General features: G+C 68.3%; 14 protein-coding genes. 3 read left to right on the top strand and 11 right to left on the bottom strand.

The features are described 5' to 3' along the window. Positions 1-3: 3 nt before the first annotated feature. Genes OHB04_RS27360 through OHB04_RS27345 form a run of 4 tightly spaced genes read right to left on the bottom strand, consistent with a single transcriptional unit; the run spans position 4 to position 3,967 of the window. On the bottom strand, positions 4-2,010 hold the full coding sequence (locus tag OHB04_RS27360) for a hypothetical protein (RefSeq protein ID WP_326808513.1): 2,007 nt from the start codon (positions 2,008-2,010) through the stop codon (positions 4-6). Beyond that, positions 2,000-2,746, bottom strand: coding sequence for a hypothetical protein (locus OHB04_RS27355; RefSeq protein WP_326808512.1), 747 nt, complete (start codon positions 2,744-2,746; stop codon positions 2,000-2,002). The genes OHB04_RS27360 and OHB04_RS27355 overlap by 11 nt, the downstream gene beginning before the upstream one ends. A 25-nt stretch (positions 2,747-2,771) precedes the next feature. Then, positions 2,772-3,110 (bottom strand): hypothetical protein, encoded by a 339-nt coding sequence (locus OHB04_RS27350; RefSeq protein WP_326690299.1) that lies wholly within the window; start codon positions 3,108-3,110, stop codon positions 2,772-2,774. Next, entirely contained in the window at positions 3,107-3,967 is an 861-nt protein-coding gene (locus OHB04_RS27345) for a hypothetical protein (RefSeq protein WP_326808511.1), read from the bottom strand. The genes OHB04_RS27350 and OHB04_RS27345 overlap by 4 nt, the downstream gene beginning before the upstream one ends. 387 nt (positions 3,968-4,354) lie before the next feature. On the opposite strand from OHB04_RS27345, the gene OHB04_RS27340 reads away from it, so the two are divergent. The 3 genes from OHB04_RS27340 (at position 4,355) to OHB04_RS27330 (ending at position 6,967) form a co-directional block, all read left to right on the top strand. Next, complete coding sequence (locus OHB04_RS27340) at positions 4,355-5,413, top strand: peptidoglycan DD-metalloendopeptidase family protein (protein ID WP_326690297.1); 1,059 nt, start codon at positions 4,355-4,357, stop codon at positions 5,411-5,413. Between the two features lie 313 nt (positions 5,414-5,726). Further along, the gene (locus tag OHB04_RS27335) at positions 5,727-6,101 is read left to right on the top strand and encodes a hypothetical protein (protein ID WP_326690296.1); all 375 of its coding nucleotides are present in this window, start codon (positions 5,727-5,729) and stop codon (positions 6,099-6,101) included. Positions 6,102-6,154: 53 nt separating this feature from the next. Then, complete coding sequence (locus OHB04_RS27330) at positions 6,155-6,967, top strand: phosphatase (protein WP_442814960.1); 813 nt, start codon at positions 6,155-6,157, stop codon at positions 6,965-6,967. 127 nt (positions 6,968-7,094) lie between these two features. On the opposite strand, the gene OHB04_RS27325 is transcribed toward OHB04_RS27330, so the two are convergent. From OHB04_RS27325 to OHB04_RS27295, 7 genes are all read right to left on the bottom strand, one after another. After that, complete coding sequence (locus OHB04_RS27325) at positions 7,095-9,074, bottom strand: type IV secretory system conjugative DNA transfer family protein (RefSeq protein ID WP_326690294.1); 1,980 nt, start codon at positions 9,072-9,074, stop codon at positions 7,095-7,097. A gap of 182 nt (positions 9,075-9,256) precedes the next feature. Beyond that, the gene (locus OHB04_RS27320) at positions 9,257-10,063 is read right to left on the bottom strand and encodes a phosphotransferase (RefSeq protein ID WP_326690293.1); all 807 of its coding nucleotides are present in this window, start codon (positions 10,061-10,063) and stop codon (positions 9,257-9,259) included. Next, positions 10,060-10,677 carry a class I SAM-dependent DNA methyltransferase gene (locus tag OHB04_RS27315; protein ID WP_326808510.1) on the bottom strand — a complete coding sequence of 206 codons (618 nt, stop codon included), beginning with the start codon at positions 10,675-10,677 and terminating at the stop codon, positions 10,060-10,062. Before OHB04_RS27315 ends, OHB04_RS27320 begins: the two co-directional genes overlap by 4 nt. Positions 10,678-10,746: 69 nt before the next feature. Then, entirely contained in the window at positions 10,747-11,613 is an 867-nt protein-coding gene (locus OHB04_RS27310) for a DUF4915 domain-containing protein (protein WP_326690291.1), read from the bottom strand. Positions 11,614-11,695: 82 nt separating this feature from the next. Continuing rightward, positions 11,696-12,658, bottom strand: coding sequence for an aminoglycoside phosphotransferase family protein (locus tag OHB04_RS27305; RefSeq protein WP_326808509.1), 963 nt, complete (start codon positions 12,656-12,658; stop codon positions 11,696-11,698). Between the two features lie 86 nt (positions 12,659-12,744). Beyond that, a complete protein-coding gene (locus OHB04_RS27300) occupies positions 12,745-13,875 on the bottom strand; it encodes a class I SAM-dependent methyltransferase (protein ID WP_326690289.1) in 1,131 nt (376 codons plus the stop codon). 502 nt (positions 13,876-14,377) lie between these two features. Further along, a complete protein-coding gene (locus OHB04_RS27295; protein ID WP_326808508.1) occupies positions 14,378-16,378 on the bottom strand; it encodes an aminotransferase class III-fold pyridoxal phosphate-dependent enzyme in 2,001 nt (666 codons plus the stop codon). Positions 16,379-16,431 lie beyond the last annotated feature (53 nt).

Below are 16,431 nucleotides of genomic sequence, written 5' to 3'. Positions count from 1 at the left end.
GGGCTAATCCCTCCATGAGTAGGATTCCGGCGGGGCCACGATGGGCTGGTTCCCTCCCGGCGGAAGTGGCGGAGCCGGGGGCTCCGTGGGCGCGGCCCGCTCGGGGGGCGCGTCCCGCTCCAGGTTCGCGGAATACCCTCCCGGTGCGTGCGGCGGCGGTGGTGGTGGCGGCGGCGGAGGCTCTTCCTCTTCTCCGCCCCCCGAGGCGCCGCCGCCGCGCTGGCCGCGGCGGCCGATGACCACGTGGCGGTCGGGAGTGGAGCTCGGACCGAGGCCGGCGTGGGCCGCGGTGTTGGCCGCCGAGTCCTCCAGGATGTCCTTGCCCATGGCTGCGGCCTGCAGGCCCATCCCCACGACACCGCCGACCTTGTGGCCGAAGCCGCCGGAACCGCTTCCCTTCATGAACTTGGACCAGAAGCCGCCACCGCCGCCACCACCGCCGGAGCCGCCGGAGCCGCCACCGCCGCCGGAACCGCCGGTGGTGGCGTTGTCCTCCTCCAGCCCCTTGGTGAAGCCGACGCCCCCGCCGATCATGCCCGCGCCTCCGGGCCCCATCTGCGGCCGGTAGCCGGCGAACATCGCCGACATGTTCGAGCCGACCGCGCCGATGAGTCCGGAAGTGGTGCTGTTGCCGTCGCCGTTGGTGGTGAAGGTCATGAACCGGGCGATCACCGGCCAGGCAAAGCACGACAGGATGAAGATCAGCAGGCCGACCAGGACATTGCGGGCGCCGTCACCATGACTCATGGCGTTGAAGCCGATGGAGAAACAGATCACGATCACCGGCTTCATCAGAATCAGCGAGATCACCGCGTTACGGGCCTTGGGCCACCACTCGCGGGTCGAGTCCGCCATCTGCCCCGCCAGGACGAGGGGCATCACAGCGACCAGGATCATGAGCCCGGCCTGACGCATCAGCATCTCGATCCACAGTCCGCCGATGGCCAGAATGCAGAGAATGCCGATGACGATGATGAAGCCGACCGAGGAAGCCACCATGCCGCTGCCGGTGATCAGGGCGCCACCGGCAGCGGCTGTCCCGCCGGCCGCGCCGAGGCCGGCGAACAGCTCGCCGAGCTGTTGCTGCATCGCCTTTTGGGCATCCTTCTCACCGCTGCCGCCGCGGTCGAAGGTCTCGTTGATGATCGCGGTGCTCAGCTGGTCGGACCAGTCGAGCGCGGTCTGGATGGCGACCACGTAGACGGCCAGGATCACCGCCCATTTGGCCAGTCCGGTGAGCGCGGTCACCAGCGGACTGCCCTGCTGACTGATGGCCAGCTTGCCGAACTGCATCAACAGCAGGAAGGCCGCCAGCAGCACCGAGAGACCCGTCATGATGCTCATCGTGGGACCGATACCGGTCTTGGCGAGATCGATGGTGGACCAGCTGTTGAACGCGTCGGCGAACTGTTTGAGCACCCATACGACCGACTTGCCGATGTATTCGGCCGCCTTGGTGAGCATGTCGGTCGCCAGACTCGCGATCGCGTCGCCGACCCAGTCCCATGGCGTCTTCACGTTGATCATCGGGTAGTTCGGACCATGCTCGTTCGAGCAGTCCTGGAACATCCCGCCCTTGTTCACGCACTTGGTGAGGAGCTCATTGAGCTTCTTGTAGTTCTTGTGGTTGTGATCGGCCTTCTTCCGCCACTCCTTGAGCTCCTTGAGCTCGTGCTTCTTCAGGTCCTTCTTGGAGCAGCCGTCCATGACGTCGCTGCACGGCTCATAGGTACCGGGGATCTCACCGATGGCCTTTTCCGTGTCGCAATTCTTGGGGTCTGCCCCCATGTTGACGTTGCACCAGTGGTCGTTGTCGTCGAGACCTATGCCCTGGGGGCCCACGCCCCCTTCGGTCCACTCCTTGGGCGGGTCCTTCGGAGGACCGAAGTCGACATACGCCTTGGGGTCGTCCTCCGCGGACGCCATGGGCGCACCGGCCGCCGTGAGGCCGAGACAGCACACCAAGGACAGCAGCAGGGTCAGTGCTCGCCGGAAACGGTCATGCCTCATGCCGCACCTGCCACCAACCGCTCTGCCAGGCAATGGGACTGTCGGAGGCGTAAGCCGCCGGGAAAGTCCGCAGCTTGCGGTAGCGCGGCTCATCGGTGATCTTCCAGTCGCCGCCCTCCCATTTGAGGAGGACATCAACCGTCTCGTCCTTCAACGGCTTCGCTGCCGGGGTGCCATCGGGCTTGGTCGCGAAGCGGTCGTAGTTCAGCCAGACCTGGACCAGACTTCGGCTGCGCAGCGGCGTCGCCTTTACCGCTTCGACGGTGGTGGTGAAGGTCAGCCCTCCCGGCACGCCGCCGGATGGCGGCAACCCCACCTTTTCGCGCAGCTTGCGGACCTCGGAGATCTCCTTGTCGATGGAGGCGGGAGATTTCCTGGAGGTGATGGCCTTCAGTTGCTGCCTGGTCCTGACGTCATCGAGGAAGGGGGACTCCTCCAAGTAGTAGACGGCCGCTGAGGTGGCCCCGGGGCCACTGCGGGGAAAACCGACGGAGAAGCCGTCCTTTTGGCTCTTCGGTTTCAGGACGCGCATGGGCTTGGCCTTCGCCGGCGTCATCTTGCCCCGCGAAGAGGCCGACGGGCCCGGCTCGGGTGTGCTGGATTTCCGGTCACCGGAGGTCGCGCCGGACGCGTCCTGGCTGCTTGCGGCACTGATCAGCAGGACGGCGCCGCCGACCAGCACGGCGAGTAAGAGCGCCCCGATGCCTATCAGGCGGAGACGGGCCCGGCGGGCCACACGGTCTTGGTCTTCCATTCCCGCCTCAGTTCGCCATGTTGTAGAAGCCCATGACCAGACCGGAAGTGACTCCGATACCCACCCCGGAGATCAGGCTCCAGAGGATCGAGGACTTCCCGCGGGCGGCGAGAGCCGCCCGCTCGGTGTTGTGCCCGATGCCGACCATGCCCCAGCCGACGAGCCCGCCCAGTACCGCCAGCGAGAGGCCGCCTCCCGCGGTCCAGGCGAGAATCGTGCTGGTGGGCGTCCGGACCTCGCCGGGCAGCTTGGGCTTGTACCCCGGAACGATGGGCTTGTCACCGGCGAGGAGCTGAAGGTGCGGGTCACCGGCGAAGGCATGCAGGGACTGCAGAAACTGACTCATGCAAGAACCTTTTTCGAAGCGTTGCGGACGGTGTGGTCGACGCGGGCAGGGACTGCTGTCCGGGCACGTGGCACAGCAGCCGCAGGGAGTGGATCGCCCCAGGCCGCCTGGGCCGAACCCACCACGGCGTGGGCGAGTTGTCGGCCGGCCTCCAGCAATCGGGGCTTCAGATGGGATGCGTCGCGCATCCCATGGGCGCGGATGCGGGGGTCATAGGGCACCTGGATGACCGCCCCGACTCGCGGTGCGAGCATCGCGGCGGCGGCCTTCACCGAGGCGGGGGACCGGCCCTCGCCGATGGCGGTCAGAACAACGATCATCCGGTGGAGCGGGAGCCCTTCGGCCGAGGCCGCCTTGACGGCCGTCTGAAGGGCCCGGACACCGGAGCCGGTTTCGGCCGCGCACAGCACCGGTACCGAGAACGGCAGTTGGCACCAGCGGGCGGTCAGGCCGGCCGATCCGGCGCAGCGCGCGGTGAGCACCTCGTGAGCGACCGGATGGACGGTGTCCGCGATGACCGCCTGCCACCCGCCGATCGCGGCCAACTGGTACCAGGCGGCCGGATCTTCGGGGAGAGCGAGGGGTGGGTGATTCCACTCCTGGTGATCGGTGAGCACGTGCCATGCGCCGCCGCCGGGAACCTGAAAGCGGGACGCCGCCGCGTGGACCTGGCTGCGGGTGAGCGGCCGGTCCGGGGGGAGGGAGAGCAAGCCGGTTCCGGGCTCGGCGCTCCAAGCGGGCCAGGGCGAGGCCAGGCGTGGCGCCATGTCCAGTACGGCAGTTGCGCCCATCGTCGACAGAGCGCAGGCCAGCAGGCCGGCTGTCGTGGACCGCCCGCTGCCACCGACCGCGCTCAAAACGGGTATTATCAGTCGATTTTGGCTCGTGAGTGACATCACAAGCTGCGCTTTCACAAGGCCCCCGCTTGAAAATCGCATTTACCGTAGCCAACACCCTGAAGTGAGCGTATGGCGAGGCGACCGCGACAGACGCGAGCCGCGAAGTGAGTGTCTAGCAGACAGAAACGCAGGTGTCCACGTGCCATCAGCGTGACGGCTGTGGTAGAACACTCTGTCAACTGTGCGGAATCTACCACTAGTTGATGGGGTATCACGCGGATCGGAAGAATGCGGCGCGTAGCGCCAGTCCGCCCTCCGAAAGCGGAATGATCTCTTCCTAATGTGCCGCTCTTCGATAGAGCAAATTGCAAATTTACGCAGGCACGGGGGCCATGGGGGGCCTGGTTGGATATCAAACTCTTACTGAAGCTGACGCTTGCGGCCGTGCTCACCTTGCCGTTCGGCCTGATAATGGGCATCTTCGTGCTGGCTTCCCTGACCGACGACGGTTCGGACTCCGCTGACCCTGTCCTGGCCGGAGGGGCACTGAAGGTCGGGCGCGGCGGGGTGCCCAGTCAGTACGAGGGGCTCATCAAGGCAGCCGCCGGCGACTGCAAGGCCGGATTGTCCCCCTCCGTGCTGGCGGCTCAGTTGAAGCAGGAGTCGGGCTTCGACCCCAAAGCCGGATCGTCCGCCGGGGCCCAGGGGATAGCCCAGTTCATGCCGGGCACCTGGAAGACCTGGGGGAAGGGCGGGGACGTCTGGGACCCCGAGGACGCGATACCGGCACAGGGCAGGTTCATGTGCTCACTGCTGAAGAGGGCCAAGAACCCCGCCAAGTACAACGACTGTCCGAAGGAGACCGTCAAGCACCCCTCGGAGTTCAACGGCTCCCCGACCGAGTTGGCGCTGGCGGGCTACAACGCGGGGTGGTGCGCCGTTGAGCGTTACGCGGGTGTGCCCCCACCGTCGTTCGCGAACCGCCAGACGTACGACTACGTCAAGAACATCATGGCGATGTCGCGCCAGCTGACCGCCTCCGGCGAAGCCGGTGGTTCCGGTGGCTGGACGCGACCGACCAGCGGCGCACTCGGCACGGTGTATCACGCGACCGGTCCGAACTGGTCCAGCGGCTATCACACCGGCGTCGACTTCGCCGTACCGACCGGCACGACCGTCAAGGCCGCCGGCCCAGGCACCGTCGTCACGGCCGGCAAGGGGGGAGCCTACGGAAACCAGGTCGTCATCCGGCACAGCGACGGCAAGTACAGCCATTACGCCCATCTGTCCGCATTGAGCGTCTCGAAGGGCGACACTGTGCGGGGCGGGAAGAAGATCGGCCTGTCGGGTGCCACGGGCAATGTCACCGGCCCGCACTTGCATTTCGAGATCCGTACCGGACCGGAATACGGCTCGGACGTCAACCCGGTCCCCTATCTGCGCCACCGTGGCGTGCGCATCTGACCTGGTGAGCCATGGCGCGGACTTGAGACCAGTACCGAACGGACGATGCGAAGCAATCATGGACGAAGAGGCGACGTTCGCCCCGTGGGGCACTGTCAGCCCGGCCTTCTGGGACTTCACCGCACCCCAGATCTCGCCTTTGCCGACGGCTGAGCAAGCGGCGCGGCTGACCGCGGCCGGGCCACTGCCTGAGCTGGGGCCAGGGCCGAAAGCACGGCAACGCGCACAATCCATGCCCGAACCGCCTCCGGCGAAGTACAGCAAGCGCGTGGCGAGGGTTACCACCGCGTTTCGGACAAGGGACCCGGCACACGTGGCGCGGGCCGCCATCGAAGCGGAACAACTGGACCAGCAGATCACCGCCGAGTTCGGCCCGGCACACTCGCACACCATCAATATGCGCGAGTTGCGGGGCTGGCTCGCCCACTTGATGGAGGATCACGCCACGGCTACCCGCTGGTATCTGCACACCTCCGGCCTCCAGGCGGCGGTGGTCGGGCACCACCACTCGCTCACCCGCGCCTCGGCGCGGCGGGCCCTGTTCACATGGGCATCCGTCACAGACCCACAGGAGAAACTCAGCACCGGGGCGGATGTGCTGGCCATGCTCGTCGCGACCGAGGGCGAGGACAGCAAGGTGGTCAGGAACCTGCGGACCCGGCTGGACGAGCTGCGCGCCAAGCAGTAACCGGGCCGCCGCCACCCCGGGTACGCCACATTCCCGCGGACGCGGACGCGACAATGGACCCCATGCCCATACCCAGCACCGTGCCCAGCCGTGCCGAGCTGATCGACCACCTCGTCCGTACCCGCATCGCGGGCGATGTCGCCACCCCCCGGGAGAACAACCTCTCCCACTACCGCGAACTGGCGGGCGGCGACCGGTACTTCTGGCTCGGCCTGGAGCTGGGCGACCGCTGGGCCGACGAACTGGACGTGCTGGCCGTCATGGCGGAGCGGTGTGGGGTGAGCGGCGATCCCCGGCACCGTTCCGGGCAGGACACCATCGACCCGGAACTGACGGTCGGCGCGCTGGACCGGCTGGCGGCCGTGCTGCGGAAGGCGGCCGAGGCACAGGAGCGGGTGCTGTTCGCCACGGGCCACCCCGGCGGGCTGCTGGAGGTGCACAGCGCCACGGCCTCGGCGCTGCACGCCGCCGGGTGCGAGATCGTCGAGGTCCCGGAGGACCTGCACCTCGGGGAGGAGGGGACCGTCTCCCAGTTCTGCGACGTGGCCATGCTGGAGCGCCGCGCCAGGCTGCGGCACACCCACTCCCCCGCCCCCATGGCTGCGGTCCTGGACCGGCTTGCCCTGGACGGGCGGCCCCTGCCCGATCTGGTGGTCGCCGACCACGGCTGGGCGGGGTGCGCGGGGCAGCGCGGCGTCGACGCGGTGGGATACGCGGACTGCAACGACCCGGCCCTGTTCCTCGGCGAGGCCGAGGGCACGCTCCAGGTGGTGGTCCCGCTGGACGATCACGTGACCAGCCCGAGGTTCTACGCTCCGATGACCGCCTATCTGCTGGACGCTGCGGGGCTGACGGCCCAGTTCTGACGGCCCGGTTCCGACGGCCCGGTTCCGACGGCCCGGTTCCGACGGCCCGGTTCCGACGCGCGCGCCGCGCCCCGGGCCGCCGTCCGCCGCACGGCTCCTCGCGAGCCCTACGACCGCTACCGCTTCCCTACGGCTGCGACCGCTTGCGGAACCGCCGGGGGGCGGGCGTCGCGAGGTACGCGGCCCCGCTCGGTGCCGGGGCGGCACCCGACTGGGCTTCGCCGAAGGCACGGTCGTACTTCTCGCACATCTCGGGCCCGATGCGCGCGCGCATCTCCGGGTCCTTGAACCAGGGTGTCGCCGACACCTTGATGGGCGGCAGGTTGCCGGACAGGACGATCGCGACGTCCTTCGGGAGCGTACGCAGATAGTCGATGGGGGCGAGCCGGACGTCCTCGGCGCCCTCCTGGGCCGTGATCCGCTGGTGCCCTTCGTGGTGCGTGTATCCGAATCTGGTCAGTGCGACGGACTGGTCACCGATGAGCCGGGAGAGCCGGTCCAGCGTCGTGTCGTCGGAGGACCCGGGCAGGTAGAGCCGGGTGGTGTGGTTGCCCAGGACCGTGGGGGCCCGGGTGTCGTAGATCGTCGACACCTGCGCCTCGTCCTGCCAGATGGACATGATGACGATGCCGAACCCCCGGTAGGTCGCGGCCATCTTGTCGAGGGTCGGCAGCGGGGCGACGTTGGCTGCTTCCTCCAGCAGGAGCAGCGGAGGGTTCATCAGCGGACCGGCGCCCTGGCGCCGCTGCCGCTTCCGGCAGGCCCGGAGGTAGGACTGCGCCACGGACTGGAAGACAGGGCGCAACATTTCCTGTTCCTCCTCGTCGCTGATGGCATAGATGGTGCCGCCCTCGTCGAGGACGCGCTCGACGTCCAGGATCCGGAGCCCGAAGGGGCTGTAGGGATTGCCCTCGTCGTCGAATCTGATGTCCGTCGTGGGTGCCATCTGCGCGGAAAGGAACGGCTTCAGGATGAAGTCCGCGTTGGAGAAGATCCCGGAGCGTGTCATCTTGTCGCGCTGCTGGGTGGCGAACAGCCCGCGGCGGGCCACCGCGAGGTCCTCTTTCGCGGACTGGTCCAGGGATCCGCTCTCGTACACGTCGAAGAGTCTCTCCACCTCTTCGAAATTCTGGTAGCCGATCCAGTCCGCCACGTCCAGCATCGTCTTGTTGCTCTTCCTGGCGATCCACAGCATGGGCCCCATGGCGATCTGCGTGAGGTTGATCCAGAAGCGTGCCTTCGCATCCGCGTTGCTGTTCTCGACCGCCGCCTCGGAGAGCCACTGGGCGACCTTGTCGGCGTCGGCATAATCCTGGATCGCCATGAGCGGTGACCACGCGCACAGATATTTGCGCTGCTCCTCCGGCCATTCTCCCGTGGGGTCGAAGATATAGACCGGCCGGCCGAGCGTCTCGGCACGGAAGTTCAGGGTCAGGTCCGCGATGTCGTTCTTCGTGGACGTGACGAATACGGCATCGGGCCAGGTCAGAATGGTCGGCACGACGTACTTCACCGTCTTTGACGAACCCGTGGGTGCGATGACCGCGATCGACGTGTATCGCGAAGTCGCCAGCCGGGCGGCGGGGTTGTCGGCCATCTCCCCCAGGTAGACACGCCCGGAGAGAGCGTTCCTGTCCGGGACCACGAGGGATTCGACATCGCTGGTGCCGCCCCAGACGACCGAGTTGTCGCGCTGCGCCTGACGGACGTTGACGTGCCGCGAACGGCGCCGCTCGCCCAGTATCCGGAAAACCCAGGAGATCGTCCTTTTCACCACGGTCCCCACGATGAGGACCAGGACGGCGTAAACCGTCCAGAACAGCCAGTCGGGCCCCAGCAGCGGCCGGTCGGCGGCAGGCCACGCGAGTGCGCGTGCGTCCCAGTTCAGGGCCAGATGAATGAGCAGGAAGAACGATGAGGAAAGGGCCTGGCCGGGCCAGGCGCCGTTCGTGACCAGTGCGGCAAGTCCGCCCGCCGCCCAGGCCAGCGCGCCCAGCACCCAGGCCATGGCCAGCAGGAAGACCGCACCCGCGCCGAACATCTCATCCGTCGACCACGCGTGGGCCGGTATGTCGGCGCCGGACTTGCCTTTCGCGCTCTTGGACACCCCGTTGATACCTCTCTCTTCAAGGTGGGACGCCCCGCTCGCCGCCGAGGACCGGAGATCCGGGGATGACCGGCGAGGACGAAAGAGGTGCTCTGCCTGTGGCGGCGTACCGGTACGAGGAGATCCAGGAGATCTGCACCCGCACACGTCTCAGCAACCGGCGAGGGGAGTCGGACGGGAGTCTAGCGGCGAAGAGACCGCCAACGGGCCCATTTCCAGGCTCCTTTGGCATTCTGTAGCTGGCGGGGCAGCGGCCACTCCGAGGCCAGCCACTGCCGTTTGCGGGCCTCCGCGTCTGCGAACACGTCCAGCGCCCCGGCCGTCGCGCGGCTCCAGGACGGGAACTGCGCCACCCACTCCTCCGCCTCCCGGGGGCTGTGTCCGTGCCCGACCAGCCTCGGTACCAGCAGGGCGGGTTCCACCCATGCCGCTCCCCTGCACGGCGTGGCCCAGTCGACGACGTACGCGCGCTCCTCGGTGATGAGGACGTTACGGGGGTTCAGGTCCTTGTGGACCAGGGCCTCGCCCGTCATCACATGCGCCTGGTCCGTGAACCCCGACCAGCGCCGCTCGACCCGCCAGGTCACCTGGTCCGGGCAGGGCAGGTCCTGGAGCACCGCCACCGCTTCGGCCAGTCTGTCCAGGTCGGGGGAACCGGGCGAGTAGTCCGCGTGCCTGCCCGGCACGTACGCGAATCCGGCGACGAGCCACTTTCCGGCCGCCACCCGCCACAGGAGCCGGGGGGCCAGCCGTGCCACCCGGGGGTTGATCCTGGCCTCGCTGTCGAGGCGCGGTGCCAGCGGGCCGTCGATGAAGGTGCCCTTGGCGAACACCTTCCCGTCCGGGGTGGTCAGGATCGAGGCCAGCTCGGCGCCCTCGCCGAAGTCCAGGTGCTCCGCTTCGGTGACCGGCCCGGCGCGTTCCTCGACCGCTTCCCGTACCTCGGCGGGCAGTTCGGCCCATTGCGTGAGCGGAAGTGTGGAGGTCACGGGCACTCTCCGGACCGGCGGAAGACGTCCAGCACGAATTCCTCGTCCTCGTGGTGCACCAGGCTCTCCAGTTCCGGCCGCGACGCGACCGACGAGTGCACGTTGAATCCGTCGTAGCCGTGGCGGCGGTCGGAAGCCCGGCAGTGGACCACGACGAGGTCGCCGCCGGCCTCCAGCCGTCCGAGAAGGCCGTCCAGCGTCACCTTGAGGTCGTCACCGGAGAGGTAGTACAGGATCTCGCTGACGACGACGAGGTCGTAGCGTCCGTCGGGCAGGTCCTCCGGCAGCGTGGCCTGCCGGACCTCGACGTGGGCGAACTCGCTCACGGCTGAACGGGCCGATCCCACGGCCGATTCGGCGAAGTCGACGGCCAGCAGACGCTCGCAGCGCGGAGCCAATAGGCGGGTGAGTTCGCCTGTCCCGCAGCCGGGTTCGAAGCAGTCGCGGTAGCCCGCCCGCGGCAGCGCCGCGAGCGTCACGGCGTACTTGCGCCGCTCGTACCATTTGGTCGCCATTCCCCAGGGGTCGGGGTCGCGGGCGTAGCGACCGTCGAAATACGCCCTGGAGAACGTCGCCGACGGCGGCTCGGCGTCATCGGCCGCGCGCATGCCCATGGGGCGTACCTCCCCGGAATTCCACGAGACCGCTTTCCCGGTGCGAGGACATGATCGGCCCCTCCCTCGTCACAAAAGGACGATGTCGTATATCTCAGGGCCGAACCGCCCCATGGGAATACGGCTCACCACGGCGCCGGAGGTCACGTCGACGATCCACACGGCGCAGTCCTCGCGAGCGGAATGGCTCTTCCTGTCCTTGGCACGCCCGGCGCTGGTGCCGATGCACACGAGGTCGTCGGAGAGCCAGCATGCGCCACGGAGATAGCCGTCGAGGGCGATGACGGTGCCTTTTTCCGAGCGGAATTCCCCGGTACCGGATGCGCAGTAGTACAGGAGGCCTTCGCGTACCGTGACGGAATGGGGCTGCGCGACCCCGGTGAGCACCGGCCGGTTGTCCGTCACGTCGAAGATGTAGCCGTCCATGGCGTGGCGCCGGTAGCCCGTGGACGAGGGTCCGAAGGCGGACACGAGGATGTTCCCGTCCAGCCGGAGCACGCAGTTGATGTGGTGGGTGTCGCGCTCCTCGTCGCTAGCGCGCCACACCGTCCGCCGTTCCGGCTCCGGTTCCGGTTCCGGTTCCGCACGGTCCTCGGAGAAGGAGAACCGCACGAGTTCGTCCGTCCCCGAGGACACGGCGTGGACGTCACCGTCCTCGGCGAGCATGCTGTGTCCGTCCATGACACCGGGCAGTGGCCGTACGAGCGTCGGCCCGTCCCCGGTCCTGTCCAGGGTGACCAGCGAGGTCCGGTTGTCCAGGTAGACCGCGAGGGCGGATACCCGCGGGCCGTCCACGGCGAGCCCCATGTACCGCTGGAACCCGTCCGGCAGATCGAACGGCGCTCGTCGCGCGGTGGCCGTGTCCGTGTCCACGACCACGAGCTGGGTACGGACGTCGAGGGTGTTGCCGTGGACGGAGACGAGGATTTCACTCATGTACCGGATCTCCTGTTCATGCGTGTCCCATCGGGGGCCTGGCGGCGGTTTCGGTGACGTTGACGGTGACGGTTCGGGGTCTTCAGCTCCAGCCCGTACGGGCTCGGACCCAGGCGAGCGTGGCGTCCCTCTCGAGCCGCTGGAACGCGCGCAGCGTGGGCAGGCCGGGCGGCGCCGGTTCGGCGAGGGCCTCCGTCCACATCCCGCTCAGTCCGGCGAGGAAGCCGGTGACGTGGTCCCGGGGCACCGAGGCAAGGTGCTGGTCGGCGGTGAGGAAACGCTCCGCGTTCCCCCCGTAGGTCGCGACGTTCACGAGGAAGCAGACCTCGTCCACCCAGGGGGCACCCGTCGAGGCCCAGGACCAGTCGACTATGTACGCGCCCCCGTCGTGGGCCAGGACGATGTTGTCCGCACGCAGATCGAGGTGCACGAGGGAATCGCCTGCCACGAACTCCAGGGCGGACTCGGCCGCGGGGACCAGCCGGTCGATGTTCCCGCGTTCCCAGGCGGTGAGGTCCTGCGGCCTCTCCGCCAGCCGGCGGTAGGCGCCGAAGCTGTACTCAAGACGGTCCGGAACGGAAGGCAGACCGACCGGGTCTCCGGTGAGCGGTGCGTCGGCCAGGACCTGGATCGTGTCCAGGAGACGCCGGACGTCCGCCGCGCTCCACGGGACGTCGGGGGTCCTTCCGATGACGGCGTCGAAGACGAGCGCGATCCAGTCGCCGTCATCGTGCACATGGCGGAGACGTGGGACGGGCAGTCCGTCCGGCAGCGCGGCGGAGTACGACGCCTCCTCCCGGTACATCCCCGGTGACACGGGATTGAGGCCGGGGTTCACCGCCTTGATGAAGTGCTCGCTCCCGTCGGCGCAGGTCACGATGGCGGCCATACCGGGCGAGAACCCCCCGTGCTGAGTCTCCGACGCGACGACGCGGGACCCCAGCCGCTCTTCGAGGGCCAGCCGGACCTCTCGCGGCAACGCCCTCCATTCCACCCGGTGCGTGGTCGTGGGCGCCTGCCGCGGCGGCGACTTCGGCACGTTCATGGTTTCCTCCCTCCGCCCTCCAGGGGCGCGCCCCGCCTCGTACTGCTCGCGGTGATCGTCGTGCGGTGGTTGCGGACCGTCCGGTCTCAGCGGGCGGCGAGACGCCAGAGAGAGGTCACTTCGGCCGCGCGTGCCGCGGGGAACGGCTCGTTCTCGTCCGGGACCCAGGGAGTCCGCGGCCTCATGTCCGTCCGCGCGACGACCTCCAGACCCGCCGCCCCGAACGCCGCGAGCAGCTCGGACCGAGGCCGGAGGCCGACGTGCTCGGCGAAGTCCGAGATCACCAGCCACCCCTCGCCACCCGGCTCCAGATGCGCCGCCAGGCCGTCGAGGAAGCCTCGCAGCATGCGGCTGTCGGGGTCGTACATCGCGCGCTCGACGGGCGAATGCGGCTCCCCCGGAACCCACGGCGGGTTGCACACCACGAGCCCGGCGCGCCCCGGGGGAAAGAGATCGGTCCGCAGGAACTCCACCCGGTCGGCCAGGCCCAGCCGGGTCAGGTTCTCCCGCGCGCACGTCAGGGCACGCGGCTCCTGGTCCGTCGCGACGATCCGCTCGACGCCCCGGTGGGCCAGCAGCGCCGTCAGCACGCCGCTGCCGGTGCCGATGTCGAACGCCAGGGTCCGTGTGGGCAACGGCGCCTCGGCCACCAGATCCATGTACTCGCCCCGCCCCACGGGTGTGAAGACGCCGTAGTGCGGGTGGACACGGTCCCCGAGCGCGGGCACCTCGAAGCCCTTCCGGCGTTCCTCCCGCGCCCAGATCAGGTGCAGCAGCTCCCGGAGCGGAGCGACGAACGGTTCGTCCCCCGAGCCGTACGCCTCCTTGCATGCCTCCTGGACGTCGGGCGCGTTGCGGAGGGCAACGGCGCCGTCGGGCTCGAACGGCACCAGCAGCATGCCGAGCGTGTGCGCCCGCTCAGCCCGCGCCCGGCGGTGCGCGCGGTACGCCTCGACCGGTGCCTCCGGCAGCTTCCTTTCCCGCAGCGCCCGGTCGGCGCGTTCCTTCATGTCCCGCAGCAGTCGGCGTGCGTTCCGGAAATCGCCGCGCCACAGCATCCCTGTGCCGTCGGCGGCCAGTCGGTACGCGGCCCCGGGCACCGTACGGTCGTCCGCGACGACGGTACGTTCCGGCAGCGGCACTCCGTCCTCGGAGCGCCAGCGGGCGGATCGCTCCTCGTCGGCTTCGGTCCAGCGAACGACTTGCCGCGTGCTCACCGGGGCTACTCCCTCTGGCGCTGTGACGGGTGGGCCGAACCGCAACCTTTCAAGATCGCAACCATCGGACCCGCAGGTCCTAGAAGGGGCATGCCGCCTCGGCGCGTGATCGTAATATCGAGTCGGCCGTCAGGCAAGGACGGAGATGCCGGATACCTGCGCCCACCCGCAGAGGGGCAAGTCGCGTGCGTGTGCCGGTTGTTGGGGGAACGGGCCTTCCTCTCCCGCACGGTGGCCGGCACAGCACTCGCCCGTGGCCATTCGGTCGTCTGCTCGACCCGGGGCACCTCCGGCGCCCCGCCCGGCGCGGACCGGAGTGGGTCTCTTGTCCGAAGCCGCGGTGGCATGGCTCACGGCCGGCAGTGCGTCCGCGCATGTGCGCACAGCACTTCGAAGCACTCTGCCGGGAAGTAACTCGGCGCCGCCTCGAATTCGCGAGGCACAGGGCGGCGGGTGAAACAATATGGCTGCCTGCCACCTGATCACCCAGCGACAGCACCGCTCAAGTGTGGGCCGCTCTCAGCGCTTCCGCCGAGGCCGACACCGCGTCATCGATCTGGTCCGAAGTGTGGGCCGCGGAGATGAAGTTGACGTCACGTCGCAGCAGGAACCCGCGTCGCGCCATCTCTGCCAGGAACTTCCGGGCGATCCGCTGGTGTGCTGCGGGGTCCGTATCGAAGTGCAGGCACGGCATCGGGTCGTAGCCGGTCACGATCTCGCCGAGTCCCAGCCCCACCGCATGCTCGTTGATCCCGTCACGTAGCTGTCGCCCGAGCGCCGCGATGTGCTCGTAGTAGTTGGTCCGCCCGTACTCGCGCAGTGCCGCCTTCATGGCCTCCAGGGAAAGGAGTTCACCGCCGAAGGTCGTGGAGACCCGGATCTCGGCGAACCTGTCCATGATGTGCCGTGGGCCGGCAACCGCCGCCAGGGGCATTCCGGCCGCCATCCCCTTGGAAAAGCAGAGAATGTCCGCGTGCACGCCGTGGAACTGTCCCAAGCCGCCGGGAGCGAGCCGGAATCCGGTGACGATCTCGTCGAGCACCAGCAGGCAACCGTGCTCGTCGCAGGCGGCGCGGAGTTCGCTCAGGAACTCGGCGCTGAGCACCCGGTGGTACGGCGTGCTCACCATCACGCCCGCGAGCTGCTCACCGCGCTCACGCACCGCCGCGAGGAATCGCGATTCGTCGGCAGGGCTGTCTAGGGTCGAGCGCTCCCCCAGCCGTGCGGCACTGGTCGGAACGCCCGCGCTGGGCCCGCCCAACTGGTCGTGCCAGCCGTGATATCCGGCCAGGAGGAAGTGCTCTCGTCCGGTCAGGTGCCGGGCAAGACGCATGGAGGCCGAGCACGCCTCCGCGCCCGTCTTGAGGAATCGGACCATCTCGATTCCGGGGACCGCGCTCACCAGCTCTTCAGCCGCGGTGATTTCGGTCTGGGCCGGAAGGGACAGCAGCACCCCACGGCCGAGCCGCTCTCGGACGACGTTGCTCAGCACCGGATGGTCATGGCCGAGTGAGGCCGCGCCGAGCGCCATGACGAAGTCCACGTAGGAGTTGCCGTCGACGTCCCACAGAAGGGATCCGCGACCGCGTTCCGCGTACACGGGGTATTCCCCGTCGGCGAAGTTCTCGGGGCGTTTGTGGAATGTCTGCGTCATGCCGGGGATCAACTTCTCGGCCCGGGATCTCAGAGCGGCCGAACGCTTCAGTACGAGTGGTGCGTCGCCGGATCTCCGCGTCGCACCGCCGGTCTCGGCGTCCCCCGCGTACTCCGGGGTGATGGCCTTGTACCGGGCGCGCTTGACCAGCCACTCGCGGCCCAGGTCCTCGGCGACGACATCACGCGTCCACAGCACGTTGTGCCGGTCCGTCGCCTGCTCGGCCACAACCCGCTCGCGCACCCGTTCGTCCGGGCATCGCACACCGTCGGTGAGCGCGAGAGCCCTCGCGACGGTCGGTGCCCACCGGTCCGTGCGGTGGAGATGGGGGCACAGCGGCATATAGTGCGCCGCCCAGCTCGACCTGTTCAGCCGGAGCAGACGGCCCGCGGTTCCCGGGACCTCCGCCACCTCGTCGAGGCGCTCGAAGGTCCCGCCTCTTGCCGCATGCGAGTTCGTCAGCACTATTTGGCTGCTTTCGTGCGCGTACAGCTCGGAGATCAGGACGTCCAGGTCCACAGGTGCGATGAACCTCCAGTCGTCTTCCAAGTGCACTCCGACCGGAGCCGCGGCATGCGCGAAAAGCAGTGAAAGCGCGCCTTGCAAACCGATCCGCTTCGGGAGGCGTTCCACTACGACCTCGCGGACTTGGGAATACTGCCTCGGCAGATCCTCAAGGAACCGTACGGTCTCCTCCACCTCCTCTTCCTCGACTCCGTATGCGGGGTCGATGGTCACCACAACGCGGAATGAACCGCTGTACGAGATGTTCTCGAAGAAGCTGCTGTACGTGGTGAGCAGAGTGTCTCGGCCTACCGAAGTGGTGGTTATGTCCACCAGATCCGACATGGCTGTCACGATTCATTGCCCCCTCATCAGCCGACCGGAAGCGAGGAATCCCT

The sequence above is a fragment of the Streptomyces sp. NBC_01775 genome (assembly GCF_035917675.1).
In the GTDB taxonomy this organism is placed as follows: domain Bacteria; phylum Actinomycetota; class Actinomycetes; order Streptomycetales; family Streptomycetaceae; genus Streptomyces.
The sequence above is the reverse complement of the archived record's forward strand: the minus strand, read 5'-3'. Positions and strand labels throughout refer to the sequence as shown.

What these genes read in the sequence shown, in the direction of transcription:
- OHB04_RS27330 (WP_442814960.1), top strand. Translation starts at nt 6,155, where the DNA reads ATGGACCCCATGCCCATACCCAGCACCGTGCCCAGCCGTGCCGAGCTG.
- OHB04_RS27315 (WP_326808510.1), bottom strand. Translation starts at nt 10,677, where the DNA reads ATGGGCATGCGCGCGGCCGATGACGCCGAGCCGCCGTCGGCGACGTTC.
- OHB04_RS27305 (WP_326808509.1), bottom strand. Translation starts at nt 12,658, where the DNA reads ATGAACGTGCCGAAGTCGCCGCCGCGGCAGGCGCCCACGACCACGCAC.
- OHB04_RS27350 (WP_326690299.1), bottom strand. Translation starts at nt 3,110, where the DNA reads ATGAGTCAGTTTCTGCAGTCCCTGCATGCCTTCGCCGGTGACCCGCAC.
- OHB04_RS27310 (WP_326690291.1), bottom strand. Translation starts at nt 11,613, where the DNA reads ATGAGTGAAATCCTCGTCTCCGTCCACGGCAACACCCTCGACGTCCGT.
- OHB04_RS27360 (WP_326808513.1), bottom strand. Translation starts at nt 2,010, where the DNA reads ATGAGGCATGACCGTTTCCGGCGAGCACTGACCCTGCTGCTGTCCTTG.
- OHB04_RS27295 (WP_326808508.1), bottom strand. Translation starts at nt 16,378, where the DNA reads ATGTCGGATCTGGTGGACATAACCACCACTTCGGTAGGCCGAGACACT.